Here is a 26,560-nt window from a genome sequence, read left to right as displayed (position 1 = left end):
AGGTGCCGTGCCGGCCGTCGCGAGCCGGTGAACCTTTCCGGTCACGGCACTAGCCCGTCGCGTCGACCAGTGCCAGTTCGTGCAGGCGTTCCGGCGGCCCCGGGCGGGCGTAGTACCAGCCCTGCGCGGTGTCGCAGCCGAGGACCCGCAACTGCTCGGCCTGCGCGCCGGTCTCGACGCCCTCGACGGTGACCGCGAGGTCGAGGCCGTGGGCGAGGGACACGATGCCCTCGACGATCTTCAGGTCGACGGGGTCGGCCGGGAACTGCTGCATGCCCTGGGTGAAGGAACGGTCCAGCTTCAGGACACGGACCGGCAGCCGCCGCAGATTGGCGAGGTTGGAGTAGCCGGTGCCGAAGTCGTCGAGGGCGATGTCGATGCCCATCTCGGACAGCCTGCGCAGCGGCTTGAGCAGATCGTCGTCGGCGCCGATCAGGGCGGACTCGGTCACCTCCAGACAGAGCGCGTCGGGTTCGAGGCCGGCCCGCTCCAGGATCTCCACGGTGTCCTGCACCAGCCCTGGATGCGTGAGCTGGCACGGGGACAGATTGACGTTGACGCGCAGTGGACGTGTGCCGCCGTGCCGTAGCTGCCATTCGCGGGCCTGGCGCACCGACTGTTCCAGCACCCAGCGGCCGAGCGGCACGATCAGACCGGTGCGCTCGGCGAGCGGGATGAAGCGGTCGGGGCCGAGCACACCGTGCTGCGGATGCAGCCAGCGGACCAGCGCCTCCGCGCCGCGCACGGAGCCGTCACCGAGGTGGACGAGGGGCTGGTACTCGATGAAGAACTCGCCGCGGTCGAGCGCGGCGGGCAGGGCCGTGGTCAGTCCGTGCCGGGTGATGGCGCGGGCGTCGGCCTCCGCGTCGGCGACCTCGTAGCGGTTGCCGCCCGCCGACTTGGCCCGGTACATCGTGATGTCGGCGCTGCGCAGCACCTCCGCCGGGCCCCGCTCGCCCGCCGGGCCCTCGACGATGCCGATGCTGCCGCGTACGAGCAGTTCCCGGCCGTCGATACGGACGGGGGTGACCAGCGCGTTCATGATGCGGTCGGCGAGGTCGTCGACCTCGCTCTCGGTGTCGGGGCCGGTGGTCAGCGCCACGAACTCGTCGCCGCCGAGCCGGGCGACCATCTCGCCGGGGGCGGTCGCGCAGGACTGGAGCCGGTCGGCGACCTCGACGAGCAGCCGGTCGCCGGCCGCGTGGCCGAGGCTGTCGTTGATGGCCTTGAAGCCGTCCAGGTCGAGGTAGCACAGACCGAACCGCTGGCCGTCGCCCGCCGCGAGGGCCTTCTCCAGTCGCTCGAAGAACAGGGTGCGGTTGGGCAGTCCGGTGAGCGCGTCGTGCGTGGCCTCGTAGCGCAGGCGGAGGTTGAGCAGGCGGCGTTCGGTGGTGTCTTCCATGAGCGCCAGCTGGTACTGGGGGTTGCCGTCCGGGTCCCGCAGCAGGGACACCGTCAGATTGGTCCACAGGACCGTTCCGTCGGGGCGGTGGAAGGCCTTCTCCGTGTGGTAGTGCTCGCGCTCGGCACGCACCAGTTCCTCGTACAGGCGCCAGACCTGCGGGGCGTCCTCCGGGTGCGTCCACTCCGTGACGCAGCGCGCGAGCATCGTCTGCTCGGTGACACCGAACATGCGCAGCAGCGCGCCGTTGACCTGGAGGATGTTGCCTTCGAGGTCGGCGATGCCGATGCCTATGGCGGCGCCTTCGAACACGGCCCGGAAGCGGGCCTCGGTGGCGTGCAGCGCCCGGGCCACGGCGCCCTGCGCCTCCAGGGCCGCGCGGGCGATCGCCTCCTGCTCGGCCAGGGTGCGCTGCCGCAGCGCCTCGGCGTATCCGGCGGCCATCGCGGACTGCAGCCGCGCGGCGCGGGCGCGCAGATCCTCCTGGTGGCCGTCGCCGCCGCAGTAGAGCACCAGATAGGCATCGACGCAGTCGAGCGTCTGGCTGAGGGCCTCGGGTTCGGTGCAGTGCGCCTCGACGAGGGCCGCGCCCACGGCCCTGCCCTCGTCGGCGTCGTACGTCCTGGCCCGCAGCGCCTCGCTCAGGCGCCGGGCGAGCGGCAGGAGCAGCTTCTCGAACTCGGGGCGGGTCAGCGACGTGGAGGTGACCGGGAAGACCGCGCGGCTCCAGATCGTCGCGAACCGGCGCAGTCTGTCCTCCGGCCCGTCCGGTTCCGCGCTCACGCTTTGGTCCCCACGCCGGCGAACCCGGAGAAGGCGTACGGATCCTCGTCCTCGGGAGCCGTGTCGGGCCGCCACTTCGCCATCGGCACCAGTCCGGGTTCCACCATGTCGTACCCCTCGAAGAACCGCGCGATCTCGTCGCGAGAGCGCATGATCAGCGGATTGCGGATGTCCTCGTACACGTCCACCGCGCCCTGGATCCGCTCCCGGGGAAGCGGAATTCCCTCGTAGGAGGCATGTGTGACGACGAGCACGGAGCCGGGCGCGAGCGCGTCGCGCAGCTCGGCCACCGCTCCGTACGGGTCGTCCGTGTCCTCCACGAAATGCAGTATGGCAACCAGGAGCAGGGCCACTGGCCGGTTCAGGTCGATCAGTCGCTCGACATGGGGGCTCGTGAGGATGTCGCGGGGCTTGCGCAGATCGGCCGCGACCACATCCGCGTCGTCAGCGCCCTCCAGAACGGCCCGGGTGTGTGCTACGGCGACCGGGTCGTGGTCGACGTAGACGACGCGCGCGCCGGGGGCGGTCTCCCTCGCCACTTCGTGCACGTTACCGAAGGAGGGGATTCCGGATCCGATGTCCAGGAACTGGGTGATACCCCCTCGGGCCGCGTGGCGCACGGCGCGGCGCATGAAGGCGCGGTTCGCCTGCTTGATCTTGGGCAGGCCCGGCACGAACTCCATGGCCCTGCGCGCCGCTTCCCGGTCGACCTCGAAGTTGTGCGAACCGCCCAGGTAGTAGTCGTACATGCGGGCCACGGACGGCATCGAGATGTCGATGCTCCGTGGAACCCAGGCGGGACGCTCCATATCTGTGACTCCAACGCGTCGGGGGCGGCGTAGGCGATCCGGTGTTCGAGCAGAGGCTACTGATCGTCCGCCACACGGGCGAGCCAAAACGGAAATTGACCGTCCGTTCAAGTTCGCTGCCGCCCGCGCGTGCCCAACCGGCGCCCCGGTCATGCCTGTTCACGCCCGAGCGCCGCCGGTTGCCGCGACCGCGCACGACGGGCATGCCAAGCGACCCGCCCCCTCCGATGCGGTGCGGAGGGGGCGGGTCTGGATCGGCCGCGCTGATGTGGTGCGTCCGGCACTCTGCTGCTCGTCCACTCCCTTCCGCGTGCGGTGGTTTGTCGAATGGCGAGGCGATCTACCCTGGGGAAGGTGATCCTTGTTACTGCGCGCCGATCGGCTCTCCGTCGCCGTTGATGGCGAACCAGGTGCCGCCCACACCCTGGCCCTTGGTGTCACCGGGGGCCTTGTCACCGGCGAAGGTGTAGAGCGGGATGCAGTTGATGGTCTGCTGCTTGATGCCGTCGGGCCGGTCGAAGACCGTGTAGCCCTTCAGCAGGATGCCCTTGGTGTCGTTCTTGTCGACCGGGGCGACCACGGGCCACTTGTCGAGGCAGGCGCCGGTGCACTTGGTCGACATCGGCCACTGCTTGTCCTTGAGGAACCGGTAGACCGTCATGCCGTTCTTGTCGACGACGATCTCGCCGAGCTTGGGGTCGTTGCGGGTGGTCAGGCCGGCCTGCTCGACCGCCTCGCCACCGGCGTCGCCCGCGGCACCGGCGCCGCCGCCGCCCTTGGTGGAGGCCTTCTTGCCGTTGGGGGCGGAGGCGAACCAGGTGCCCTTGAGGCCCTGGCCCTTGATGTCACCCGCCTTGGTGTCCTTGGCGAAGTAGTACATCGGCCAGCCGCCGACGGTCAGCTGCTTGGTGCCGTCGGGGCGGGTGATCTCGCCGAGCAGCGCCTTGTCGACGCCGTCGGCGGCGGTGGCGCCGGCGGCCGGGACCGGCGGCCAGGTGGTGGCGCACTCGCCCTCGCAGGTCGTCTTCGGCGGCTCGAAGGAGTCCTTGTCGAAGCGGTACAGGGTGCGACCGGCGCTGTCGGTGAGGACCTTGCCGTACTCGTCGCTGTTCCACACCGTCAGCTGGCCCGCGGAGGCCGCCGTGGTCGACTGGGCCGCCTGGTCCGACGTACCGGACCCGGCCGCGCCGGCTCCGGCCGTACCGGCCCCGGCGATGGTGCCGGCGCCGAGCGTCGGGGTGGAAGCGGCACCCACGTTCTGCGAGGACGTGGAGCCCTGTTCCTGACCGCACGCCGTCGTCAGCGCCAGCACAGCCGCAGCTGAGGCTACGAGTGAAGCGCTCCGCCAGGAGGTGTTCATTCCAACTCCCCGTCAATCCTTGGGTGTTGCAGCGCCCTACTGCGCCGCTCGCTGGCCCTAGGTACGGGCGGGGGTGGCCGAAGTGTTCAACGGAACACAGATTTCTTTCGAAACTCTGCTCAGACGCCCCGGCGCGGCCTGCGAAAGCATCGAAAAGCCGGTCAGCGATCGGGGCTCCGGTCAAACCTTCGTGGCGCCGTTTTCGCTCCTTTGGATCAACCTGATGAGCTCACGCGTACGCGGGCGCGCGCGCCACGGATGATCTCCGACGTGCAAGGACCCCCGCGGACCCGTTCCGCTCTCGCCCTGCGACTGTCGGCCCTGCTCGCACTGACCTGGCTCCTCACCGGAGCGCCGGGCGGCACCGCCGTCGCCGACGCCTGCGCGTACGCCTCGACCGGACCGGACGGCAGCAGCGCCATCGCCCTGACGCTCGTGACCACCGGCCCCTGCCGGCCGGCTCCGGCGACCACACCGTCCCCCACGCCCACCCCGACGCCCACGCCCACCCCGACGCCCACGCCCACACCCTCGTGCCCCCCGGAGCCCACACCCACCCCTACTCCCCCGCCGCGGCCGAAGCCGCCGAAGCCCACGCCCGAACCGACCCCCGAACCGACGCCCACGCCCCGGCCCAGGCCCACGCCGACACCCCGGCCCGAGCCTCCGCCACCGCCGCCGCCCGTCAGCAGGGCGCCCAGGCCCGCGCCCACCCCGCCCCACGCCCCGGCCCCCGCGCCGAAGCCGCCGCCGAGCCCCGCGCCCGAGGTCACGCCGAGTCCGGTGCACTACCCGCCCTACAAGGCGACGACCCGTCCGCGGACCAAGCGTTCGGGGCCGTCCCTCGTGTCTCTCGCCCTGCTCATCACCGCGCCCGCGGTGTTCGCCGTCGCCGCGCTGCGCCCGCGCTGACCCCAGGAGGAACCTCTTGTCGGAATGGCTTGTTCTCACCCTCGCGATGGGGGCGGCATGTCTTGTCGTCCTCATCGTGGCCGTCGTACGGCATCACGCCGCACCGGTGGACGAGGACCCGTCCGAGACTCCGGACGTGATCGAGTACATCACCATGATGATCGGCGTGGTGTACGCGATCGTCCTGGGTCTGGCCATCGCCGGTGTCTGGGAGGCCCGCAGCGCCGCCCAGGACCACGTACAGGCGGAGGCGCAGGCACTGCACGAGATCAGCGAGCGGGTGCGGGTGTACCCGGACGAGGTGCGCGACCGGATCCGCGACGACATCGACACGTATGTCGGCCATGTCGTGTCCACCGAGTGGAAGGTCATGGCGCGGAAGGGCGAGATGACCGAGCGCGGCGACGAGCTGCTCGACACCGTCCGCCGGGACGTCACCGACTACCAGCCGGGGAACGACTTCGAGGCGCAGGCCTACCAGCCGCTGCTCGACCAGATGGCGGCGGCCGACGCGGCACGCAACTCCCGTGCGGACGCCACCGGCGAGACCATGCCCGGGGTGGTGTGGTTCGGGCTGATCACCGGTGCGGTCGTGACCGTCGGCATGGTCTTCGCCCTGCAGATCCGGCGTACGGCGCGCGAGCTGATCCTCGCCGGCCTGTTCTCCGCCCTCATCGCCTTCCTGCTCTTCCTGGTCTGGGACTTCGACGCGCCCTACAGCCGGGGGCTGACGGCTTCGACCGAGCCCTTCATGGCCCTCTTCCCCGACATCAAGGTCTGACGGCCGCTCCGAGCGGCCCGCGGCCGGGGGGACGGGGATCACAGCGGGCCCGTCCCCCGACCGTACGCATGCCCCTTCCGTCATCCGGCCGTACCCGTGCTGGTCCCCATGCCTGTCCCCCGGTCGTGGGCGGGCCCGTCCCCTGGGCGGAGCACACGCTTGACCCGTTCGCGCGACTGCGATCGCGGCCCCGGGCGAGCCTTCCTAGCGTTTCGCTCATCGAGGTGCATGTCAGGCGCAGGCGGAAAAGGTCCGCAGCAGGCTCCTCGGGGACCCGGAGGCTCATCATGCGCGCGATACGCGTCGCTTCGGCCGTTCTGCTGGGCGTGACCGCCCTTTCCTTCACCGCTCCCGCGGCGCACGCGGCACCCGTCGGCGACCTCACGCCGTTCGGCTTCAGCGTCCTGCCCTCGACCATCGCGGCCGGCGGTGAGGTCACCCTGCGTGTGGACGGCTGCCATTCCCGGACGACCGTGTCCTCGGCGGTGTTCGACACGGTCACCATCCCGAAGGGGCAGTCGTCGGCGAAGGCCACCGTCGACTGGGACGCCAAGCCGGGAGCGGTGTACGAGGTCACGTTCCAGTGCGGCAACGACAGCGGCCAGACGGACCTCACCATCGCCACCGGCGGCCATGACCATCACCCCACGCACGACTCCCACCCCACGCGCGGCTCCCACGCCGGGATCGGCGGCACCGTCGCCGGCCTGGACCTGGGGGAGATCGGTCTCGGCGCCGCGCTCGTCGCGGGTTCCCTCGGTGTCGCGTGGCACTGGTCACGCCGCCGCCCGGAGGACGGCAGCCACACCTGACGTCACCCGCCGTTCAGCCTTTCGCCCCGGTGTCCCGCGTGGGATACCGGGGCGAAAGGCTGAACGGCGGGTGCCCCGTGCTGCGAAGGGGGTGAGCGACAGATCCTGTTCTCGGGCCTGTGTCGTCGTGGCCTCAGATCCTGTTCTCCGAGCGACGGCGCATCCAGAAGACGCCGCCGCCGATGGCCGCGGCGGCCACCAGCCCGCCGCCGATCGCGATGTCGGTCGGCGTGGCTCCGGTGGAGCTGCTGCCGCCCAGACCGCCGCGGACACCGCCGATGACGGTGAAGACGTCGTTGAACGTCCTGCTCTGGCCCCCGCACTGCGTGGTGACGCTGTACGGGCCGGGGCTGGCGTTGGAGTTGACCCGCACCGTCGCCGTGGCGGTGTTACCGCCCATCGACGTGAGGTTGGTCGTGGGAAACGCGTTCGAGCTGATGGTGCTGCCCGCTGTCGCGCACGCGCTGCCGCCGCTGACGGTGAGGACGAGCTGGCCGCCGCGGGCGATGACCTGGGGGGCGGCCGTGACCGATTTGGGCTGCTGGTCCCAGGCGGCGGCCGTCGGGGCGCCGAGGCCGACCAGGGTGACCGCGACGGCCGAGGCCGCCAGGGCACGAGTAGTACGCATGTGATCCTCCGCGGAAGACGCCCCGGGACCCGTCCCCGGTCGATCGGCGAGAAAGCGCCTCCCAGGAAAGACCCTCAGATGCCGTGCACAGGGCCGCATTTCGAGACTGGTCCGTCCTGGTGAGCGGAGACACCGTGATATCTCCCCGTCGCGGGATATCGCCGCAGGTCACGAACCGTCAGAAAAATCCTGTGCGCGGCAACTCGGATGGCGCAGGACCTCGTCCGGCCGCCACCCGTTCGTACCTGCCCCGTCGCCGTCCTGGTGCGGCGCGCTTAGCGTTTCCCTATGCGCGACTGACGCGGCGACGGCCGTGTCGAGAGGGGATGGCGAATGTCTTGGTCCCAGCCGGCCGAGGCCGAAGAGGAGGAGCGGCGGAGAAAGCGCGCGCCCTGGGGCGTGATAGCGCTGGTTCTGCTGACCGGTCTCGCTCTCATCCGGAACGGTTCGGGGGAATTCGACGTGGGACCGCCGCAGCCCGCCCAGGCGGCGGCCGCCGACAGTCGCATCACCCCCCACGGCACCTTCACCAATGTGCCCGACCCCCTGCCGTACGCCATGGTCGACCGGGTGCGGATCCCCTCGATCCAGGTCGACGCGCCGGTTGTGCCCGTCGGGCTGGACGCCCAGGGCTGGGTCGACGCGCCGCCCGCCGAGGACCCCAACCTCGCCGGCTGGTTCAGCGGCGCGGTCTCTCCGGGCGAGAAGGGCACCGCGGTCGTCGTCGGCCATGTCGACAACAATCAGGGGCCCGCCGTCTTCTACGGTCTCGGTGCGCTGAAGAAGGGCAGCCGCGTCGAAATCCAGCGCGGCGACGCGAAGACCGCCGTGTTCGAGATCTACGGGATCGAGGTCTTCGAGAAGAACGACTTCCCCGGTGACCGCGTCTACGGCAACAGCGGGATTCCCGAGTTGCGGGTCATCACCTGTGGGGGTGGTTTCTCCAAGCAGAACGGCTACGACGGGAACGTCGTCGTGTTCGCCCGCCTGGTCGAGGTTCGCTGAGCGATCCCCGACCGGGCGGGCGAAGGCCCGAAGCCGATTCTCTTTTCCGGCGTTGCGCCGTTACGCGTATTTCCGCCGCGGCACCGTGATCCGATATCCCGAGTCGAGCAGTTCGGGGAGATAGGCGCGCAGTGCCCGGACGCTCTGCGAACGGTCGCCCCCCGCGTCGTGGGAGAGCACGACGACTCCGGGTGCGGCGCCCTTCTCCACGCGGTCCGCGATGGCGGCAGCCCTCGGGGCACGCCAGTCGAGGGTGTCCACGGTCCAGGCCAGGGGTTCCATGCCGAGCTCGGCGCCGAACTCGAAGGTGGCCCGGTTCCAGGCGCCGTAGGGTGCCCGGAACCACAGCGGCGGTTCACCGTAGGCCTTGTCGATGATCTCGCTGGTGCGGGCCATCTCGGTGTGGATCCGGGACCGGGAGAGGCTGGGCAGCAGGGGGTGGGACCAGGTGTGGTTGCCGACGACATGGCCGTCGTCCGCCATCTCCGCCAGCAGGTCCTTGTGCCGGTCCACCATCTGGCCGCACACGAAGAACATCGCGCGGACGCCGTGCTTGCGCAGGATGCGCAGGATGTCCGGGGTGTAGCGCGGGTCCGGGCCGTCGTCGAAGGTCAGCACCATGGTCCTGCCCCGTCCGTCCACCCGCAGGTACGGCCGGCTGCGGATGGTGGCGGGAACGAGGGTGCGGTGCCTGAGCGGCGGAGCGCCGTATCCGGCGATGGGCCGCAACCGGTACGTGGAGGGCTTGAGTGCCGGACGGGCGCCGGGACCGGCGGCCGTGGCGGCGCTCCCGGCCGGTCCGGGGCTCCCCTCGCCGCTGAGCAGAGAGGTCGTGCCCGCGACACCGGCCGCGCCGAGCAGGGCGGCACCGCCGACCAGGAGGCGGCGACGCGTGAACATCTGGTCCTTCGTCATGACTCATGAGTCGACCAAGCAAGGGACGGCGCACCACCACGACACCGGTGCGGCGGCATGGAAACACCCAATGGGAGTAATTTTCCGCGCCCCCTGTGACCGCCCGGCGCACGCCGGTTCCGGAGCGCTCGGATAGCCTCACCACCGTGACGGATCAGCAAGCGCACCAGTTCGAGCGGGGGACCGACGGACCGAAGGTCATCCTCGTCGGGCTGGACGGCTCCGACTCCTCCCTGCGTGCCGTGGCCTACGCGGCAGGTCTCGCCCGGCGGCAGCGGGCGCTGCTGGCGATCGTCTACGTGCAGCCGTTGATGGCGGCGGGCGCGGCGCTCGGGGTGCCGGTGGCCGGGACGACCGACGAGATCGCCGAGAACCTCGTCGCGCAGATCCGCGAGGCCGCCGAGCAGGTCAAGGGTGTCTTCGAGACCCGCTGGGAGTTCCACACCTTCCGCGGCGATCCGTACAACGGGCTGGTCGGGGCGGCCGACGACCTCAAGGCCGACGCGGTCGTCGTGGGCGCCTCGGAACAGGCCGGCCACCGCATCGTCGGCTCGGTCGCCGTCCGCCTGGTGAAGGCGGGCCGCTGGCCGGTGACGGTGGTGCCGTAGCCGCACCGAGCGGTGAGAGCCGTACGGTGGCCGCTGGGGCCATCGGCAGAGGGTCGGCCAGGACCGCTGCGGGCCCCCACGCCGTCCCGTGGCCCAGGGCCCGTCAGGGGCCCGTCCCGGGCCGCGCCCCGGCGGACGGTCGACGGCACGGATCGTTCCGTAAGCTCCCGGGGTCCGCCCTGCCACGGAACGCGATCGCGGCGCCGGGGGTCGGCTCCTCATTCCGAGGGCGTCCAGGCCTGAGGAGCACCCGGGCGACACGGACGGACGGCGGGTATCCAGCCAGTCCGATCTTCGAGGGGCGGGGCCGGAGGCCGGGGCGGAGGTACGGAGGCAGAGCCTCCGAAACCCCGGCGGACCGTTCGTCGCACCGTTCGTCGACAGCTTCGACCGCCCGCCGCACACCCGTGACCGGCCCCTGTCCCCGCGGAGCGCCCCGCGTTCCCATACGCCCATGACGGCCGGAACCACGATCACCAACGGGACGACCGCCGAACACGAACTGGCCGAGATCCAGCGTGAACACGGACGCCCCCTCTTCGCCCTGATGCTGCGGCTCTCCGACGGGGACCGTCATCGCGCCGAGGACCTCGTGCAGGAGACCTTCGTACGCGCCTGGCAGCACCCCGAGGCGCTGCGCGCCGACGACTTCGACTCCGTACGCCCCTGGCTGCTCACCGTCGGCCGGCGGCTCGCCATCGACGCGCGGCGGGCCCGGCAGGCGCGGCCGGCGGAGGTGGGGGACGCGGTGCTGGAGAACGCCCGAGTGATGGCGGACCACGCCGAACGGTCCGTCGCCACCCTCGATGTGCGCGAAGCTGTGAAGACACTCACTCCGGAACACCGAGAAGTACTGGTGCAGGTGTACTTCCAGGGGGCGAGTGTGGCGGAAGCCGCCGAAGCACTGGGAATCCCGCCCGGTACGGTGAAGTCGCGCGCTTACTACGCGCTGCGCGCCCTGCGCCGGGTGCTTCCGGGATACGCGGCCGACCTGCGGTGAAACCCATGGCCGAGTCAAACCTCCGTAAAGCGCCTTGCTGAGGACCGCTGTTGAGCAATCAGCTGTCCTCATCCGTGTTCCGGATGGGGGCCCTGCCCGGGCCCCGGTGTCGGGCGACGCGCACGTACCGGAGGAAGGCAGGAAGGGATGCTGCACAGAGGTCAAGAGAGCACGGACGGCGCCGGCGGCGGCGAACTGACCGTCCCCATGGCGTGGTTCTACGCCGAGTACATCGCCGAGGAACTGCTGCGGACCGGCGACCTGATGCCGCCGACGTCCTTCGAGTTCCGTGCGGGGCGCGACGCCCTGGCGCTGACCATCTTCCTCGCGGACTCCGGCGGTGAGCTCTCCGGCATCCGGGTCGTCACCCAGCTGGAGACCTGGCTGTCGCTGACGGCGTACGACCAGCCGTGGCAGGACTGGGTGTGCGAGCGCATGGCCCACCTGACCGCCGAGGCGCTGGAGGTGGGCGGGCCCGCGCCGGACCTGGAACTGGCGGCGGCGGCCTGGCGGTGGCTGGAGGAGACCGAGCTGCTCGCGCCCGACCTGGACGCGGTGCCGGGTGGCGGCGCGGTGCTCGGCGAGGACGACGGTCCAAAGGTTTGGACACCGGCCTGGCGGCTCGGTCTGCCGCTCGGCCATCTGGCGATCCATCTCTTCTGACGACGCCGTCCCTGCGGACACTCCGGGTGACCGGGGCATGGCGGTGCGGTGAACTGCCTGTTCGGCAACCGGGGGGAACTTTTCTCGGTCTGCGACCAATCCGCCGCGGCAACGGCTCCGAATCTTTTGGTTGGCATTGGTCGCGGGGCTTGAGTGATTCTCCGGTCTGGTCCGTACCGGTGGGGGCAGGAAGCAACCCCCACCGCACACCGGCCCGAGGAATTGCCATGTGGTCCCAGGATCGTCATCACGACGTCGGCGCGTACTCGCTGGGCGTGCTCGACGAGGTGGAGTCCTTCCACTTCGAGGACCATGTCCGCGGCTGCCCCCAGTGCGCGGTACAGGTCACCGAGTTCCGTCCCGCCGCCCGGCAGCTGATGCTGTACCGGAACGCGACACCGCGCGCCGTGCATCCCTTCGCGGCACCCGGCCCCCAGCTGCTCGGACGGCTGCTCGACGAGGTGGCGGCCCGCCATCGGGCACGTCGCAGGCGCTGGCTGTTCGCGGTCGCCGCCTCCGTGATCATCGCCCTCGGCGGCCCCGCCGTCGCCGTTCTCGCAGGTCCGGGCGCCCCGCCGAACAGGGTGGCCGCCACTGACCCCGACACGGGCGTGTGGGCCGAGGTCAAGGCAGAGGACCGGATCTGGGGCAGCGACATCCAGCTGAAGGTCAAGGAGGCCGAGGGCGCCCACGCCTGTCGGCTGATCGTGATCGGCAAGGACGGTTCGCACGAGACGGCGGCCAACTGGAAGTCCCCGGACGACGCCGCCGGCCCCTCCACCATGCAGGGCGGCACCTCCATGCAGCGCGAGGACATCAGCCACTTCGAGGTGCGCAGCCAGGAGGGTGAGCTCCTGGTGAAACTGCGGGCTCCGGCCTGGCGTTGAGCCGTCCGCGGCACCGACCGCAGGGACGGCACCTGGTCCGTACCTTCAATGGTTGCGGATCATGGTCGTCGACGATTCGGGGCCACGGCCGCGCTACTTCAGCAGCCGTGACAGCCGCCGGTCGGCGAGCGGCTTCCCTCCGGTCTGGCAGGTCGGGCAGTACTGGAGCGAGGAGTCGCTGAAGGACACCTCACGGACGGTGTCCCCGCACACCGGGCAGGGTTCACCAGTTCGGCCGTGCACCCGCAGCCCGCTCTTCTTCTCCGCCTTCAGCCTCCCGGCGGCCAGGCCCCGTGAGCGTTCGACGGCCTCCGTGAGCGTGGTGCGCAGCGCCTCGTGGAGATGCCGGACCTCCTCCGGCTTGAGCGACGACGCCAGCTTGAAGGGCGACATCCTGGCGGCGTGCAGGATCTCGTCGCTGTACGCGTTGCCGATCCCCGCGATCAGGCTCTGGTCCCTGAGGGCGCCCTTGATCTGCCGGCGCTCACCCGCGAGCAGCTCGGCGAAGCGGTCCACGTCGAAGTCGTCGGCGAGGGGATCCGGGCCGAGCCGGGCGATTCCGGGGACGCTCTGCGGGTCCCGTACGACGTACACCGCGAGCCTCTTCTGCGTGCCGGCCTCCGTGAGGTCGAAGCCCTCTCCGGTCTCCAGCGCGACCCGCAGCGCGAGCGGGCTCTTCCCGCCCGGCCGGGGCGTCCCGTCGGGGAGCCGGTCCCGCCAGTGCAGCCAGCCGGCGCGGGCGAGGTGGGTCACGAGGTGCAGCTCGCCGCCGTCCGTCTCCACGTCCAGGAACTTCCCGTAGCGACCCACTGCAGTGACCTCCCGCCCCTCCAGGGCGGTGACCGGCGGGTCGTACGTCTTCAGCACACTGACCGCCACGGGCAGCACACGGACGACCTCATGGCCGACGAGAGCGCCGACCAGGAAGTCCCGCAGGGCGTCGACCTCCGGTAGTTCCGGCATGCCTCCAGCGTAGTTGTCCGCGGCCGCACCTCGGCCGGGCGCCTCGCGGCTCGGGGGTGCGCGTTCGTCGGCGGGTGGCTACCTTTCAGGGGCGCGGGGAACTGCGCGAACCACCCCCACTCGCCCGCACCCGCCGGACGAACCCGCACCCCGAGCCACTGGGCGCACCCACGGCTCACCCGAACACGAACTCGCACCACACGCATTTCCCCCCGCCCCTCGCCTCCACCCCCCACACGTCCGTCAGCCGGTCCACCAGCAGCAGCCCCCGCCCCGAGACGCCCGACTCCCCCGCCTCCCGGCGGCGCGGCAGCGCGCTGGAGGAGTCCTCGACCTCCACGCGCAGCCGTGGTTCCGTCCCGGTCAGCGCCCGGAGCGTCACGATCGCGGAGCCCTCCGTGTGCATGAGCGCGTTGGTGATCAGCTCGTCGGCGACGAGTTCGATCTCGTCGGCCCGCTCCCGCGCGCCCCAGGCGCGGACGGCCGCCCCGATCATGTGCCGGGCCCCGGTGAGCGCCTCGGCGTCGCCGGGGGCGACATGCTGCTGGAGCCGTCCGGCGGGCTGCTCGGCGCTGCGGCTGCGGCGGCGCAGCAGGAGCAGGGCCACGTCGTCGTCGCCGCCGCGTTCCTCGGCCACGTCGATGAGCCGGTCGGCGAGGTCGTCGACGTCGTCGGGGCCGGTGGTGATCAGTGTCTGGAGCGTGCGCATGCCGTCGTCGAGGTCGGCGCCGGGCTGTTCGATGAGGCCGTCCGTGCACAGCAGCAGCGTGTCCCCGGGGTCCAGTTCGATCGTGCTCACGGGGTACTCCAGGCTGCCGAACTCGGCGGACAGCCCGAGCGGCAGGCCGCCGTCGACGGTCACCCGCCGGCAGGCGCCGTCGGGTGCCCGGATCAGGGGGTCGATGTGTCCGGCCCGGACGACCTGGACCACTCCGGTGGACAGGTCGGCCTCCGCGTACAGGCAGGTGGCGAAGCGGTCGGTGTCGAGATCCTGGAGGAAGACGGAGGCGCGGGACATGACGGTGGCGGGTGTGTGGCCCTCGGTGGCGTACGCCTTGAGGACGATGCGCAGCTGGCCCATGACGGCGGCGGCATGGGTGTCGTGGCCCTGGACGTCGCCGATGACCGCGCCGACCCGGCCGCCGGGCAGCGGGACGAGGTCGTACCAGTCGCCGCCGATGTCCCGGCCGAGCGAGCCGCCGTACGACGCGGCCCGGTACCGGACGGCGATGTCGGCGTCGGGCACGCTGGGGATGGACCGGGGCAGCATGGCCTGCTGGAGGCCCTCCGCGAGGTCCTTCTCCCCCTCGTAGAACATGGCCCGCTGGAGGCTCTGGGCGATGCTGCTGCCGAGCGCGACGAGGACGTCGCGCTCCTCCCGGGTGAAGCCCCGCCGGTCGTTGTAGAGCAGCCCCATGGCGCCGATGGGCCGTGCCTGCACGATCAGCGGCAGATACGCGGCCGAGGTGATCTGGAGGTCGGTGATGTGCGGCCAGAGCAGCGGATACGACTCGGCGAACTCCTCCGGTGACTCGATGAAGTGCGGGACGAGGCTCCGTACGACCTCGTTCATCGGGTACTTCACGTCGAGGCGGGTGATCCGCGTGCCGGGTACGTAGCTGGCCCTGGGGCCGGCGGCGATCATCCGGATGCGGCCGGCCTCGACCAGGCCCATGACGAGGCTGGTGGCTCCGAGGTGGGTGATGCCGTCGGTGTCCTCCAGGACGTCGATCACGTCCTGGACGGTCCGGGCGTGGGCCAGGGCGGCGGTGATGACCTGCACGACATCGGTGCGTCTGAGGCGGGCTTCGTCCAGGGCCGCCTGTTCCGTTCGCTCGCCGATCTCGCGCAGCTCCCGGGTGGCGTCGCGGACGATGCCGATGACCCGGTACGGGCGGCCGGTCTCGTCGCGGCGGATGTAGCCCTGGGTGTGCGTCCAGCGGGGGGTCCCGTCGCGCAGCCGGATGCGGAAGTAGGCGCCGTAGTTCTCGCTGCCGTCCTTGAGGGCCTGTGACACCAGGGTGTCGAGCCTGCGGCCCTCCATCGGGGGGACCCGGACGGTCAGGGTGCCGGGATCGCCGTCGTACTCGTCGGGGCGCAGGTCGAAGACCTCGTGGGCCGTGGCGTCCATGTGCATCACCCCGGCGTCGAGGTCCCAGTCGAAGCTGCCCATGAGATTGAGCGCCAGGACGGGGTCCGGGTGGGCGAGCCAATCGTCCGGCAGCGGCAGCTCACTCGCTCCCCGATCAACCATGGGGCCACTTTGCCAGGGTTTGCCCGATTATTCGAGTGGGGGCGATCCGGCCTGTTTCACCCTCGTGGATCCGGTCACAAGGGCTGTCCCGTAATCCGCGATGGATCGGCGCACGGCGCCGGATGCTGGGGGCACCTCTCACACCGTTCGGGCAGTGGGGGAGCATCGCAAGGCGGAGGTGCGTCCGCATACTGGATGTATGCGGGCGTTCCGACAACGCGGCGAGGTGCCGCATCCGAAGCCGTGCGCCTGCCGGGGACTACGGGACAGCCCTTAGTGTCGGTACCGCCCCCCGTTCCGGCGCGCGATCCAGGAGCGCGACTGCCATGGACTGGTTCACCGCACCCGACTACTGGCTCGGCCGACTGCTCTTCCAGCGCTCCCTCGCCGTGCTCTACCTGGTGGCCTTTCTGGGCGCGGCCCTGCAGTTCCGGGCACTGCTCGGGGAGCGCGGCATGCTGCCGGTCCCCCGCTTCGTCGCGCGGATGCCCTGGCGGCGGTCACCGAGCGTGTTCCACCTCCACTACTCGGACCGGTTCTTCGCGGCGTGGGCGTGGACGGGCTGCGCGGTGTCGGCGGCGCTGGTCGCCGGGGCGGACTCGCTGCTCCCCCTGTGGGGCGGCATGCTGCTGTGGCTGGTGCCGTGGGTGATGTACCTGTCGATCGTGAACGTCGGCCAGACCTGGTACTCGTTCGGCTGGGAGTCGCTGCTCCTGGAAGTGGGGTTCCTGGCGGTCTTCCTGGGCAACGACGAGGTGGCCCCGCCGATCGTCGTGCTGTTCCTGCTGCGCTGGGTGCTGTTCCGGGTGGAGTTCGGCGCGGGCCTGATCAAGATGCGCGGCGACGAGTGCTGGCGGAAGCTGACCTGCCTCTACCACCATCACGAGACGCAGCCGATGCCGGGACCGCTGAGCTGGTTCTTCCACCATCTCCCGAAGCCGCTCCACCGGGCGGAGGTGGCCGCCAACCACGTCACCCAGCTGGTCGTCCCGTTCCTGCTGTTCACCCCACAGCCCGTCGCGACGGTCGCCGCCTCACTGATGATCCTGACCCAGCTCTGGCTGGTGCTGTCGGGCAACTTCAGCTGGCTGAACTGGATCACGATCGTGCTGGCCCTGTCGGCGGTGGACCTCGGAACGGGCGCGCCGGAGGTCCCCGACGCGCCCCTCTGGTACGAGATCGTCGTCCTCGCCGTCGCCGCGCTGGTGCTCTGGCTCAGCTACCACCCGGTCCGCAACATGATCTCCCGCCGCCAGGTGATGAACCGGTCCTTCGACCCGCTGCACCTGGTCAACACCTACGGGGCCTTCGGCAGTGTCAGCCGCGTGCGGTACGAGGTGGTGGTGGAGGGGACGGCGGACGAGGTGCCGCGGGAGGACGAGGGCTGGCTGGAGTACGAGTTCCGGGGCAAGCCGGGTGACCCCCGGCACTGGCCGCGCCAGTTCGCCCCGTACCATCTGCGGCTGGACTGGCTGATGTGGTTCGCCGCGCTCTCCCCCGCGTATGCGCACCCCTGGTTCGGCGGCCTGGTGGAACGCCTCCTGGAGAACGACCGCGACACCCTCCGGCTGCTGCGCCGCTCCCCCTTCCCCGCCGACGCCCCGCCACGCTTCGTCCGCGCCCGTCTCTTCCGCTACCGCTACACGACCTGGCGGGAACTGCGGGCGACGGGGGCCTGCTGGGAGCGGACGTACGTCCGGGAGTTCATGCCGCCGACCCGGCTGGTCGTCCCGGCGGCCCGGGACCGCTGAGTCCCACCCCCTGTCATGGTCCGTGGAGCGCGCACCCGCGATCCCGCCAGGCTGCCCGCGCGCGCCGCCGTGGGGATCCCCGGTCCCGGCTCTCGACGCGGCGCCGCAGCAGCGGGCACAGTGCTGCCACGTACCTCAGACCGACAGGGAGCCCCCGTGACCAGCTGGGCCGGCCGGACCGCCACCGAGATCGCCACCGCCGTACAGGACAAGCGGGTGACGCCGCGCGAGGTGGTGGCGGAGCATCTCGCGCGGATCGCGGCGCTGGACGGGCGGATCGGCGCGTTCCGCGCGGTCCGGGCGGAGGCGGCCCTCGCCGAGGCGGACGAGGTGGCGGCCCGCGCCGAGCTGGGCGGTCTGCCGCTGGCCGGGGTACCGGTGGCCGTCAAGGACAACCTCGCCGTACGGGGCGAGGCCACGCGCAACGGGTCGGCCGCGACACCGGACGCCCCGGCGGCCGAGGACCATGTGACGGTGGCCAGGCTCCGTGCGGCGGGCGCGGTGGTCGTGGGTCTGACGAACGTGCCCGAGCTGTGCGTCTTCGGCACGACAGACGGGGTGCACGGCACCGCCCGCAACCCATGGGACCTCACCCGCACCACCGGCGGCTCGTCCGGCGGCAGCGCGGCCGCGGTCGCCGCCGGCCTGGTGCCGATCGCACTCGGCAACGACGGGATGGGATCGCTGCGCATACCGGCCGCCAATTGCGGCCTCATAGGGCTGAAGCCGGGCTTCGGCGTCATCCCCGCGGACATCGGACACGGCGACTGGTTCGGCATGTCGGAGAACGGCCCGCTCACGACGACCGTCGAGGACGCCCGGCTGATGTTCCAGGTCCTGGCGGGCACGGAGCCCGTCGAGCCGCCCCGGTCCCCCTCCTCCCGCACCATCGCTCTCTCCGTGCGCAGCCCCCTGGTCGGGGTGGCCGTCACCCGTCCGTACGCGGATGCCGCGCGCCGGGCCGCCGAGGCGCTGGCCGGGGTGGGCCACCGTGTGCGGCCCGCCGATCCGCCGTACCCGCTCTGGCTGGGCACGACGTCGCTGGCCCACTGGACGGCGGGCACGGCGGTGGACGCCGAGGACCTCGACCCGGCGCTGCTGGCCCGTCGCACCCGTGTGCACGCCGCCGTGGGGCGCCGCTTCCTGAGGGGGGTCCGCGCGGGCGACCGCCGGGAGCAGCTGCGCCGGCGGATGGAGCCGTTCTTCGCCGAGCACGATGTGCTGCTCACGCCGGCGCTCGCCCGGCGCGGGCCGGCCGCCGCGCCCTGGCACGAGCGGGGCTGGCTGCGCAATCTGCTGGTGAACACCAACTACTCGCCGTTGACCCCGCCGTGGAACCTCACGGGATGGCCGGCGATGTCGGTGCCGTTCGGCACGCTCCCGTCGGGCGCCCCCTGCGCGGTGCAACTGGTGGGCCGCCCTGGCTCCGAACTGGAACTCCTCGCCGTGGCGGAGCAGTTGCAGGAGCTGCACCCGTGGCGGCGGACGGCACCGCTCGACTGACGGGGCCCGGCCTCAGAGGGCCCGGTACATGATGTGCAGCCCCACTGCGCCGTCCCGCGGGTGTTCGAAGGCATCCGGCACGGTGCCCAGGACGGTGAAGCCGAGGGAGGTCCACAGACGGACGGCCGGGTTGGTCTCGACGACGGCGTTGAACACCATCCCGCGGTAGCCGTCGGCCTTGGCCGCGGCCAGGACGTGCTCGGCGAGCGCGCGGCCGATGCCCCGACCGCCGTGGTCGGGGTCGACCATGAAGCCGGCGTTGGCGATACGAGCGGCGGGACCACCGTAGTTGGGTGTGAGATAGGCGGAGCCGACGACCGCTCCGGTGCCGTCCTCGATGACGAACACCCGCTTGGCGGGGGCCATCCACAGGGCGCGGGCGGCTTCCTCGGAAGTATCGGGGTCCCAGGTGTAGGTCTCACCGGCGGCGACTACACGGTGCCAGAACGGCCAGATCCGCGGCCAGTCCTCGGCGGTGGCTTCTCTGATCTGCATGGGCGTGAGTCTGGCACGCCCATGCAGACGGCGATCGCGATGGCCCTGACGGGTCAGTCCACGCTGGGCAGGATGTGCGGCTCGGCGAGGTCGTCCTCGTAGCCCGCCAGACGGATGGGGGCGGACCTGGCCCACACGTCGAGGCTGCCGAGTTCCTTCTTCGACCGGCCGGCGCGCTCCGTGCGTTCCTTGGGGCGCTGATCGCGATTCGTCTTCTCTGGTGTCACCGCGCACTCCTTATGTGTCGGTCACCCTCGGGACGTCGGCCCAGCCTGCCGCTGCGCGCCTGACGTCCGCTCGGGTCTGAGTCGATGTCAGTTCGGACGCGGTGGCGCCGGATTCATTTGGGTGAGAGCAGGCCGTGGTGACCGGCTTGTCCCGGGACGGACCGTGGGTGTGGGTGGAACCCATTTAAAGCTGTCCGTCCGATACAGAGTAACCAAATGAGCGGGTGCCCGCTCGATGGGGCTGAAAACACGAGGTAACTGTCTTGAGTCGTTCCGTGTTCAGCAGGCCACCGTGCAGCGATTCGCCCCATTTCATTACGTTTTGCTACCACCCGACCGGCCTAGTTACCGAACTGAGCGCCGTACCAGGGCTTCGGCGGATCGCCATCCTCGGCACGCAGTTCAGGTCCCGTTGGCCGAATAGCAAGCCGACCATGATCTGCTCCTGTGCCGCAACGGCATTTCTCGCGGGCGGACTCGGGAGGACCGACGCATGGAGCTGCGCGGCATCGACGAGCTGATGGATCTGCTGTACGCGTGCCGGGGGGCGAGGGACGCGCCCGGTGGCTGCGGCGACTTCGGGGACCGGCACGAGCACGCGCTGCGCACCGCCGCGCTGTTGCGCCGGGCACGGCCGGCCGACAAGGAGCTTCAGGTGGCCGGCCTGGTGCGCGGCCTCGGCCGTCTGCTCCGTCCGGGGGACGACACCGGCCACGCCGATCTGGCCGCCGATGCGGTGCGCCCCCTGCTCGGCGAGCGGGTCGCCCGTCTCATACGCCTGCACGCCCTCGGCCCCGACGACCTCGTACGGCTGCACGCGGGCGGCTGGGCCGACGCGGCCCTGGTCGAGGACGTGCTGACGCTGCGGGACGCGGACGAGGCGGGCCGGACCCCGGGGGTGGACGCCGGGGTGCTCGAGGACTGGCGGACGGTGCTGGAGCTGGTGTCGGGCCGGGCGAGGGCGTCTCACCACTTGCCGGGCGCGTAGTCCTTCAGGAAGACGCCGTACAGGTCCTCGCCCTGCTCGCCGCGGACGACAGGGTCGTAGACGCGGGCCGCGCCGTCGACGAGGTCGAGCGGGGCGTGGAAGCCCTCCTCGGCGAGGCGGAGCTTGTCGAAGTGGGGGCGCTCGTCGGTGATCCAGCCGGTGTCGACGGAGGTCATGAGGATGCCGTCGGTCTGGAACATCTCCTGGGCGCTGGTCCGCGTCACCATGTTCATCGCGGCCTTGGCGGCGTTGGTGTTCGGGTGGCCCGCGCCCTTGTAGCCGCGGCCGAAGACGCCCTCCATCGCGGAGACGTTCACGACGTACGCCCGTCCGCTCGACGCCTTCCGCGCGGCGTCGGCCATGGCCGGGCGGAGCTTGCTGATGAGGATGAACGGCGCGGTGTAGTTGCACAGCTGGGTCTCCAGCAGCTCCACCGGGGAGATCTGCTCGATGGTCTGCACCCAGGTGTTGCTGTCCACGACGTCGGGGACGAGGCCGCCCGCGTCGATGGCGGTGCCGTCGAGGTGCCGGGCGACACTGGCGTTGCCCGCGACGAGGGCGAGGTCGGCGACCCGCTGGGCGTCGAGGCCGCTGGTGCCGGCGGGCAGCTCGGCCGGACCGGTGAGCCGGTCCACCGCTCCGGAGTTGAAGGCGCCGATGACGTGGTGGGCGGGGAGCTCGCCGGTGGGGAGCGGGGCGCGCTCGCCCTCCACCAGGGCGGCGTAGGCGGAGGGCAGACGGCGCACGGTCTGCGTCGCGTTGTTGATCAGGATGTCGAGCGGGCCCGCCTCGGTGACCTGGTCGGCGAGGGAGACGACCTGGGCGGGGTCGCGCAGGTCGATGCCGACGACCTCCAGGCGGTGCATCCAGTCGGCCGAGTCGTCCATCGCCTTGAAGCGGCGGATGGCGTCCTTCGGGAAACGGGTGGTGATCGTGGTGTGGGCGCCGTCCCGCAGCAGCCGCAGGGCGATGTACATGCCGATCTTGGCGCGGCCGCCGGTGAGCAGGGCGCGCTTGCCGGTGAGGTCGGCGCGGGCGTCGCGGCGGGCGCGATTCTCGGCGGCGCAGTCCTGGCAGAGCTGGTGGTAGAAGTAGTCGACCTCGACGTAGCGGCTCTTGCAGACGTAGCAGGAGCGCGGGCGCTGGAGTATCCCCGCGATCTGTCCCGTCTCGGTCACCGACGACGGCAGGATGCCCTCCGTCTCGTCGTCGATGCGCTGGGCGGAGCCGGTGGCGGTGGCCTCGGTGACCGCCTTGTCGTGGGCGGTCTTCGCGGCACGGCGCTCTTGCCGGCGGCGCTGCTTCACCGTGCGGTAGATGGCGGCGGTGGCGCGGCGCACCGTGATCGCGTCCGGGTGGTCGACGTCCAGCGTGTCGAGTTCCTCGAGCACGCTGAGGCAGACGGCGAGCCGCTCGGGGTCGATACCGGGGCCGTACACGGCCTCGTCCGTCGTCGCCGGGCCGTCCTCTGTCACCGTCATCGCGCTGCCGTTTCCCTGATCACCCGCGGCGCGCCGACTCGCGCCCGTCACCGAACGCGGAATTCTACGGTCGGAAGCGCGGCTGACCAAACGCAGGGCGCCCAGTAGCTCGGGGGTGCGCGGTTCGCCGACGGGTGCGGGTACGTGGGGGTTGTTCGCGCAGTTCCCCGCGCCCCCGCAGGCTCGGGCCTGCGGCCCGGCCTTCAGGTGAAAAGCCTGGGGGCGCAGCCCTCGGCTTTTCCGGGGCGCGGGGAACTGCGCGACCAGTCACACACCACCCGCACCCGCCGGCGAACCGCGCGCCCCCGAGCCACAAGGCGCCCTCGGTCAGCTCTCGCACGCCGCCAGCAGCTCGTCCAACTCTCTCGTCACCGACTTGCCCAGCACCTCCAGATCCGGCACGGCCTTCGCGTCGGCCACCAGGCCGTAGTGGACGCTCCCCCGGTACGTGGACACCGCCACGGCCACCGACTGCCCATGGGCGAGGGGGGCCAGCGGGTACACCTCGGCGAGCGGGCAGCCGCCGAGTTTCAGGCCGAGGCTCGGGAGGGGGACGCTGGTGACGAGGATGTCGTACCAGAGGCGCGCGGCTTGACTGACCAGAGGCCCGCCCAGGCGGTGTCCCAGCGGCGGCACGTGGTCGGCGAGCAGCGCGATCGCCCCGGCCCCGCGATTGGGCCCGGCGTCCTTGTTGCGGTCCATGGCCGTCCGGACCGCACGGAGACGGCCGAGCGGGTCGGGGTCGTCCACGGGCAGCTTCATCAGATAGCCGGAGAGCCGGTTGCCCTGGGGGTGCGCGGTGCGCGGCCGGCGTTTGGAGACGGGGATGAGGGCCCGGGGCGTGACCCCCTCACTGCCGTCGCCCCGCTCGTCCAGCCAGCGGCGCAGCGCGCCGGCGACGACCGCGATGAGGACGTCGTTGACGGTGCCGCCGACCGTCTTGCGGATGCGATGTACGTCGTCGAGGTCGAGGACCACCCCGGCGGTACGGCGGGTACCGCTGGGCTCGGAGGTCAGGGCGGCGCTGGACCGGGCGCCCAGCGTCGCGTCGAGCGTGGTGCGGGCGACGGAGGTGCCGATGTCCAGGGCCCGGCCCAGGTCGGAGAGGGTGTCCCGGAAGAGGGTGGGCAGCCGGCGCACATCACCGAGGAGGCTGCGCGCGGGTTCGGCGGGGCGGGGCCGGGGCGCGGGCATGTCGATGGGGTCCATGACGGCGGCGGCGAGGGTCAGCGCCCGCAGTCCGTCGGCCAGGGCGTGGTGGAACTTGAACAGCACCGCGAAGGAGGTGCCGTCCTCGGCCGGCAGGACGTGCGCCTCCCACGGCGGCCTGCCGCGTTGCAGGGGGCGTTCCATCAGCCGCCCGGCCACCGCGTGGAAGTCGCGTGTGGGCGCGTGCAGCCGGACGTGATCGAAGGGCTCGAAGTGGGCGACGGGCTCACGGGTCGCGCCACCGAAGGTGAGCGGTAGCCGCATGTCGGGCCGCCATACGTCCCGGATCCGCATGCGCAGCGCGGGCACTGCGGCGGCGCGCGCCGCGAGCAGGTCCGCGGCGTGGGACCCGGCGGTGGGCGAGGTCGCCGTGAAGACGCCGAGGGCGGCGAGATGCATGGGATGTTCGGCGGTCTCGATGTTCCAGAAGGCCAGGTCGAGTGGTGCGAGCTCGTCAGAAGTCAATGGCTTGCCTCGCGTCGACGACGGGTGAGTCTGCAGTCAATCGCCGTTGGCCGATTACGGTCAAGTACGATCGAGCTACGCTCAGTTAACAGCAGATTAAGTCCCGCCTCCTGGGAAGAGGCGGGACCTGGGGGACATCTGCCGTCACCGGGGGTCATCTCAACCCACCCGGCCCAGCGTGGCGTGACGAACCGCACAGCCGCTCGACGCACCTTCGCACAGGGCTACGACACCTGCTGACCCTTGCCCAGGGCGATCACCCCGCCCTTGGAGACCGTGTACAGCTCGGCGTCACGCTCCGGGTTGACGCCAATGGTGGCGCCCGGGGGGACCTGGACGTTCTTGTCGAGGACCGCACCCCGGACGACCGCGCCCCGGCCGATGTGGACGTTGTCGTGCAGGACCGACCCCTGGACGACGGCGCCCGGGTCGACCACGACGCCCGGCGACAGCACGGACCTGGTCACCTGGCCGCGGATCAGGCACCCCGCACTGATGATCGACTCGCTGGCGATGCCGCCCGCGTTGAAGCGGGCCGGGGAGAGCTGGCCGGAGCTCGTGTAGATGGGCCAGCTGCGGTTGAACAGGTTGAAGGCGGGGCGTTCGGCGATGAGGTCCATATGGGCGTCGTAGTAGGCGTCGAGGGTTCCGACGTCCCGCCAGTAGCCGCGGTCGCGGTTGGTCTCACCGGGTACGTGGTTGGCGCTGAAGTCGTACAGCTGAGCCTCCCCCCGCTCGGTGAGCTGGGGCAGGATCGAGCCGCCCATGTCGTGGACGGAGTTCTCGTCCTCGGCGTCCCGCTGGAGCGCCTCGACCAGGGCCTTGGTGGTGAAGATGTAGTTGCCCATCGAGGCGAACACGCACTCGGGGTCGTCGACGAGGCCGGGCGGGTCGGCGGGCTTCTCCAGGAAACGCTCCACGGACCGGCCGTCGGAGCCGGGGGTGATCACCCCGAACGAGGAGGACTCGGTGCGGGGCACACGTATCCCGGCGACGGTCACCCCCGCGCCGCCCTCGATGTGCTGGGCCAGCATCTGCCGGGGGTCCATGCGGTAGACGTGGTCGGCGCCGAAGACGGCGACGTACTCGGGCTGTTCGTCCTGCACCAGGTTCAGCGACTGCAGCAGCGCGTCGGCGCTGCCCAGGTACCAGCGCGGGCCGAGCCGCTGCTGGGCGGGGACCGGGGTGACGTAGTTGCCGAGCAGGCTCGACATCCGCCAGGTGGTGGTGATGTGCCGGTCCAGGGAGTGCGATTTGTACTGGGTCAGGACGCAGATCCTCAGGATGTCCGCGTTCACGAGGTTGGAGAGTACGAAGTCCACGAGACGGTACGTCCCGCCGAAGGTCACCGCGGGTTTCGCCCGGTCGGCGGTCAGGGGCATCAGCCTCTTGCCCTCACCGCCCGCCAGTACGATTCCCAGCACCGAAGGTCCACCGCGCCGCATGCCGTCGCCCCTCTACGCCCGGTTGTGCCGTGCTCTGTCCTGTGTGCCTACCCCTGTTTGAGGACTTCCTCGTACAGGTGGACCGTCCGCCGGGCCACCGCGTCCCAGCCGAACTCGCGCACCGCGCGCTCCCGTCCCGCCTCACCCATGCGGGCGGCGGTCGCGGGGTCGGCGAGGACCGAGTCGAGGGCGCGGGCCAGCTGAGCTTCGAAGTCGTCCTCGGTGGACACGAGGAGTCCCGTGACGCCGTCCTCCACGACCTCCGGGATACCGCCCACCCGTGACGCGACCACCGCCGTCCCGCAGGCCATGGCCTCCAGATTGACGATGCCGAGCGGTTCGTACACCGAGGGACAGACGAACACGGCAGCGTGGGTGAGGAGTTGGATCACCTCCGGGCGCGGCAGCATCTGCGGAATCCAGTGCAGGCCCTCGCGTACGCGGCTCAGCTCCTCGAAGAGGTCGCGGAACTCCCGGTCGATCTCCGGGGTGTCGGGGGCGCCGGCGCACAGCACGACCTGGACGTCAGGGTCGATGTCCCGCACGGCGCGCAGCAGATGGGGCACGCCCTTCTGGCGGGTGATGCGGCCGACGAACAGGACGTAGGGGCGGGCCCTGTCCAGGCCGATGCGGTCGAGGACGTCCGTGGCGTGGTCCGGCTGGTAGAGGGAGGTGTCGATGCCGTTGTGCACGACCCGCACCCTTGCCGGGTCCAGGGCCGGGTAGCAGCCGAGGATGTCGTCGCGCATGGCGCCGGACACCGCGATCACCGCGTCGGCGGACTCGATCGCGGTGCGCTCGGCCCAGCTGGACAGGGCGTAACCGCCGCCCAGTTGCTCGGCCTTCCAGGGGCGCAGCGGCTCCAGCGAGTGGGCGGTCATCACATGCGGGATGCCGTGCAGCAGCTTGCCGAAGTGCCCGGCGAGATTGGCGTACCAGGTGTGCGAGTGGACGAGTTCGCGGCCTTCGAGCCCGGCGGCGATGGACAGGTCCACGGAGAACGTGCGCAGCGCGTCGTTGGCGCCGTCCAGCGCCGACCAGGGCCGGTGGCGTACGACGCCGCCCGCGGCGCCCTCACCCCAGCAGTGCACGTCCAGGTCGACGAGGGGTCTCAACTCCCGTGCGAGGAACTCGACATGGACCCCCGCGCCACCATAGACGTCGGGCGGATACTCCCGGGTCAACAGGCCGACTCGCACCCGGAACCCCCTGTC

At 71.3% G+C, this 26,560-nt stretch carries 25 protein-coding genes; 11 read left to right on the top strand and 14 right to left on the bottom strand.

Annotated features, from left to right (window positions below):
* Window positions 1–49 precede the first annotated feature (49 nt).
* The 4 genes from ACZ43N_RS06005 to ACZ43N_RS05990 form a co-directional block, all read right to left on the bottom strand.
* On the bottom strand, window positions 50–2,185 hold the full coding sequence (locus ACZ43N_RS06005) for a putative bifunctional diguanylate cyclase/phosphodiesterase (RefSeq protein WP_468095279.1): 2,136 nt from the start codon (window positions 2,183–2,185) through the stop codon (window positions 50–52).
* Window positions 2,182–2,994 carry an SAM-dependent methyltransferase gene (locus tag ACZ43N_RS06000; RefSeq protein ID WP_468095277.1) on the bottom strand — a complete coding sequence of 271 codons (813 nt, stop codon included), beginning with the start codon at window positions 2,992–2,994 and terminating at the stop codon, window positions 2,182–2,184. Before ACZ43N_RS06000 ends, ACZ43N_RS06005 begins: the two co-directional genes overlap by 4 nt.
* Window positions 2,995–3,358: 364 nt before the next feature.
* Window positions 3,359–4,354 (bottom strand): SCO0930 family lipoprotein, encoded by a 996-nt coding sequence (locus ACZ43N_RS05995; RefSeq protein WP_468095276.1) that lies wholly within the window; start codon window positions 4,352–4,354, stop codon window positions 3,359–3,361.
* Between the two features lie 215 nt (window positions 4,355–4,569).
* Window positions 4,570–5,127 carry a hypothetical protein gene (locus tag ACZ43N_RS05990; protein ID WP_468095275.1) on the bottom strand — a complete coding sequence of 186 codons (558 nt, stop codon included), beginning with the start codon at window positions 5,125–5,127 and terminating at the stop codon, window positions 4,570–4,572.
* Window positions 5,128–5,137: 10 nt separating this feature from the next.
* On the opposite strand from ACZ43N_RS05990, the gene ACZ43N_RS05985 reads away from it, so the two are divergent.
* From ACZ43N_RS05985 to ACZ43N_RS05975, 3 genes are all read left to right on the top strand, one after another.
* Window positions 5,138–5,266: a hypothetical protein gene (locus tag ACZ43N_RS05985; RefSeq protein ID WP_468095273.1), complete on the top strand. Its 129-nt coding sequence runs from the start codon at window positions 5,138–5,140 to the stop codon at window positions 5,264–5,266.
* Window positions 5,267–5,282: 16 nt separating this feature from the next.
* Entirely contained in the window at window positions 5,283–6,047 is a 765-nt protein-coding gene (locus ACZ43N_RS05980; protein ID WP_468095272.1) for a bestrophin-like domain, read from the top strand.
* A 287-nt stretch (window positions 6,048–6,334) separates the two neighbouring features.
* Entirely contained in the window at window positions 6,335–6,859 is a 525-nt protein-coding gene (locus tag ACZ43N_RS05975; RefSeq protein ID WP_468095270.1) for a hypothetical protein, read from the top strand.
* Between the two features lie 133 nt (window positions 6,860–6,992).
* On the opposite strand, the gene ACZ43N_RS05970 is transcribed toward ACZ43N_RS05975, so the two are convergent.
* Window positions 6,993–7,487 (bottom strand): hypothetical protein, encoded by a 495-nt coding sequence (locus ACZ43N_RS05970; protein ID WP_468095268.1) that lies wholly within the window; start codon window positions 7,485–7,487, stop codon window positions 6,993–6,995.
* A gap of 333 nt (window positions 7,488–7,820) precedes the next feature.
* On the opposite strand from ACZ43N_RS05970, the gene ACZ43N_RS05965 reads away from it, so the two are divergent.
* Window positions 7,821–8,492: a class F sortase gene (locus ACZ43N_RS05965; RefSeq protein WP_468095267.1), complete on the top strand. Its 672-nt coding sequence runs from the start codon at window positions 7,821–7,823 to the stop codon at window positions 8,490–8,492.
* Between the two features lie 60 nt (window positions 8,493–8,552).
* Here the strand turns inward: ACZ43N_RS05965 and ACZ43N_RS05960 are convergent, their stop codons facing one another.
* A complete protein-coding gene (locus tag ACZ43N_RS05960) occupies window positions 8,553–9,407 on the bottom strand; it encodes a polysaccharide deacetylase family protein (protein ID WP_468095265.1) in 855 nt (284 codons plus the stop codon).
* Window positions 9,408–9,553: 146 nt separating this feature from the next.
* On the opposite strand from ACZ43N_RS05960, the gene ACZ43N_RS05955 reads away from it, so the two are divergent.
* From ACZ43N_RS05955 to ACZ43N_RS05940, 4 genes are all read left to right on the top strand, one after another.
* Window positions 9,554–10,015, top strand: coding sequence for a universal stress protein (locus tag ACZ43N_RS05955; RefSeq protein WP_468095263.1), 462 nt, complete (start codon window positions 9,554–9,556; stop codon window positions 10,013–10,015).
* Between the two features lie 454 nt (window positions 10,016–10,469).
* Window positions 10,470–11,015, top strand: coding sequence for a sigma-70 family RNA polymerase sigma factor (locus ACZ43N_RS05950; RefSeq protein WP_272170442.1), 546 nt, complete (start codon window positions 10,470–10,472; stop codon window positions 11,013–11,015).
* A 147-nt stretch (window positions 11,016–11,162) separates the two neighbouring features.
* Window positions 11,163–11,678, top strand: a complete 516-nt coding sequence (locus ACZ43N_RS05945) for a hypothetical protein (RefSeq protein ID WP_468095261.1) — start codon at window positions 11,163–11,165, stop codon at window positions 11,676–11,678.
* A 227-nt stretch (window positions 11,679–11,905) separates the two neighbouring features.
* A complete protein-coding gene (locus ACZ43N_RS05940; RefSeq protein WP_468095259.1) occupies window positions 11,906–12,565 on the top strand; it encodes a hypothetical protein in 660 nt (219 codons plus the stop codon).
* Between the two features lie 93 nt (window positions 12,566–12,658).
* Here ACZ43N_RS05940 and ACZ43N_RS05935 read toward each other — a convergent pair whose 3' ends face one another.
* Together ACZ43N_RS05935 and ACZ43N_RS05930 are read right to left on the bottom strand one after the other, a co-directional pair.
* Window positions 12,659–13,528 carry an Fpg/Nei family DNA glycosylase gene (locus ACZ43N_RS05935; RefSeq protein WP_468095257.1) on the bottom strand — a complete coding sequence of 290 codons (870 nt, stop codon included), beginning with the start codon at window positions 13,526–13,528 and terminating at the stop codon, window positions 12,659–12,661.
* Between the two features lie 175 nt (window positions 13,529–13,703).
* Window positions 13,704–15,782: a SpoIIE family protein phosphatase gene (locus ACZ43N_RS05930; RefSeq protein WP_468095256.1), complete on the bottom strand. Its 2,079-nt coding sequence runs from the start codon at window positions 15,780–15,782 to the stop codon at window positions 13,704–13,706.
* 326 nt (window positions 15,783–16,108) lie between these two features.
* Between ACZ43N_RS05930 and ACZ43N_RS05925 the strand changes: the two genes are divergently transcribed.
* Both ACZ43N_RS05925 and ACZ43N_RS05920 read left to right on the top strand, forming a co-directional pair.
* Window positions 16,109–17,533, top strand: a complete 1,425-nt coding sequence (locus tag ACZ43N_RS05925) for a lipase maturation factor family protein (RefSeq protein ID WP_468095255.1) — start codon at window positions 16,109–16,111, stop codon at window positions 17,531–17,533.
* 156 nt (window positions 17,534–17,689) lie between these two features.
* Window positions 17,690–19,036 (top strand): amidase, encoded by a 1,347-nt coding sequence (locus ACZ43N_RS05920; RefSeq protein WP_468095254.1) that lies wholly within the window; start codon window positions 17,690–17,692, stop codon window positions 19,034–19,036.
* A gap of 12 nt (window positions 19,037–19,048) precedes the next feature.
* Here the strand turns inward: ACZ43N_RS05920 and ACZ43N_RS05915 are convergent, their stop codons facing one another.
* Complete coding sequence (locus tag ACZ43N_RS05915; RefSeq protein ID WP_468095252.1) at window positions 19,049–19,531, bottom strand: GNAT family N-acetyltransferase; 483 nt, start codon at window positions 19,529–19,531, stop codon at window positions 19,049–19,051.
* Window positions 19,532–19,584: 53 nt separating this feature from the next.
* Window positions 19,585–19,758, bottom strand: coding sequence for a hypothetical protein (locus ACZ43N_RS05910; RefSeq protein WP_468095251.1), 174 nt, complete (start codon window positions 19,756–19,758; stop codon window positions 19,585–19,587).
* A 493-nt stretch (window positions 19,759–20,251) separates the two neighbouring features.
* On the opposite strand from ACZ43N_RS05910, the gene ACZ43N_RS05905 reads away from it, so the two are divergent.
* Window positions 20,252–20,746 carry a hypothetical protein gene (locus ACZ43N_RS05905; RefSeq protein WP_468095249.1) on the top strand — a complete coding sequence of 165 codons (495 nt, stop codon included), beginning with the start codon at window positions 20,252–20,254 and terminating at the stop codon, window positions 20,744–20,746.
* Here the strand turns inward: ACZ43N_RS05905 and ACZ43N_RS05900 are convergent.
* The 4 genes from ACZ43N_RS05900 to glgA form a co-directional block, all read right to left on the bottom strand.
* Window positions 20,725–22,227 (bottom strand): SDR family NAD(P)-dependent oxidoreductase, encoded by a 1,503-nt coding sequence (locus tag ACZ43N_RS05900; protein ID WP_468095247.1) that lies wholly within the window; start codon window positions 22,225–22,227, stop codon window positions 20,725–20,727. The two genes, ACZ43N_RS05905 and ACZ43N_RS05900, sit on opposite strands and share 22 nt — an antisense overlap.
* Before the next feature lie 327 nt (window positions 22,228–22,554).
* Window positions 22,555–23,901, bottom strand: a complete 1,347-nt coding sequence (locus tag ACZ43N_RS05895) for a wax ester/triacylglycerol synthase family O-acyltransferase (RefSeq protein ID WP_468095246.1) — start codon at window positions 23,899–23,901, stop codon at window positions 22,555–22,557.
* Window positions 23,902–24,125: 224 nt separating this feature from the next.
* Window positions 24,126–25,346, bottom strand: coding sequence for a glucose-1-phosphate adenylyltransferase (gene glgC, locus ACZ43N_RS05890; RefSeq protein ID WP_468095245.1), 1,221 nt, complete (start codon window positions 25,344–25,346; stop codon window positions 24,126–24,128).
* A 47-nt stretch (window positions 25,347–25,393) separates the two neighbouring features.
* Window positions 25,394–26,545: a glycogen synthase gene (gene glgA / locus ACZ43N_RS05885; RefSeq protein WP_468095243.1), complete on the bottom strand. Its 1,152-nt coding sequence runs from the start codon at window positions 26,543–26,545 to the stop codon at window positions 25,394–25,396.
* Window positions 26,546–26,560 lie beyond the last annotated feature (15 nt).

Source organism: Streptomyces sp. NPDC030814, assembly GCF_055572155.1.
The sequence above is the reverse complement of the archived record's forward strand: the minus strand, read 5'-3'. Positions and strand labels throughout refer to the sequence as shown.

Coding starts and splice junctions, on each gene's coding strand:
- ACZ43N_RS06000 (WP_468095277.1), bottom strand. CDS start 2,994: ATGGAGCGTCCCGCCTGGGTTCCACGGAGCATCGACATCTCGATGCCG.
- ACZ43N_RS05995 (WP_468095276.1), bottom strand. CDS start 4,354: ATGAACACCTCCTGGCGGAGCGCTTCACTCGTAGCCTCAGCTGCGGCT.
- ACZ43N_RS05975 (WP_468095270.1), top strand. CDS start 6,335: ATGCGCGCGATACGCGTCGCTTCGGCCGTTCTGCTGGGCGTGACCGCC.
- ACZ43N_RS05970 (WP_468095268.1), bottom strand. CDS start 7,487: ATGCGTACTACTCGTGCCCTGGCGGCCTCGGCCGTCGCGGTCACCCTG.
- ACZ43N_RS05965 (WP_468095267.1), top strand. CDS start 7,821: ATGTCTTGGTCCCAGCCGGCCGAGGCCGAAGAGGAGGAGCGGCGGAGA.
- ACZ43N_RS05960 (WP_468095265.1), bottom strand. CDS start 9,407: ATGACGAAGGACCAGATGTTCACGCGTCGCCGCCTCCTGGTCGGCGGT.
- ACZ43N_RS05950 (WP_272170442.1), top strand. CDS start 10,470: ATGACGGCCGGAACCACGATCACCAACGGGACGACCGCCGAACACGAA.
- ACZ43N_RS05945 (WP_468095261.1), top strand. CDS start 11,163: ATGCTGCACAGAGGTCAAGAGAGCACGGACGGCGCCGGCGGCGGCGAA.
- ACZ43N_RS05940 (WP_468095259.1), top strand. CDS start 11,906: ATGTGGTCCCAGGATCGTCATCACGACGTCGGCGCGTACTCGCTGGGC.
- ACZ43N_RS05935 (WP_468095257.1), bottom strand. CDS start 13,528: ATGCCGGAACTACCGGAGGTCGACGCCCTGCGGGACTTCCTGGTCGGC.
- ACZ43N_RS05930 (WP_468095256.1), bottom strand. CDS start 15,782: ATGGTTGATCGGGGAGCGAGTGAGCTGCCGCTGCCGGACGATTGGCTC.
- ACZ43N_RS05925 (WP_468095255.1), top strand. CDS start 16,109: ATGGACTGGTTCACCGCACCCGACTACTGGCTCGGCCGACTGCTCTTC.
- ACZ43N_RS05915 (WP_468095252.1), bottom strand. CDS start 19,531: ATGCAGATCAGAGAAGCCACCGCCGAGGACTGGCCGCGGATCTGGCCG.
- ACZ43N_RS05905 (WP_468095249.1), top strand. CDS start 20,252: ATGGAGCTGCGCGGCATCGACGAGCTGATGGATCTGCTGTACGCGTGC.
- ACZ43N_RS05900 (WP_468095247.1), bottom strand. CDS start 22,227: ATGACGGTGACAGAGGACGGCCCGGCGACGACGGACGAGGCCGTGTAC.
- glgC (WP_468095245.1), bottom strand. CDS start 25,346: ATGCGGCGCGGTGGACCTTCGGTGCTGGGAATCGTACTGGCGGGCGGT.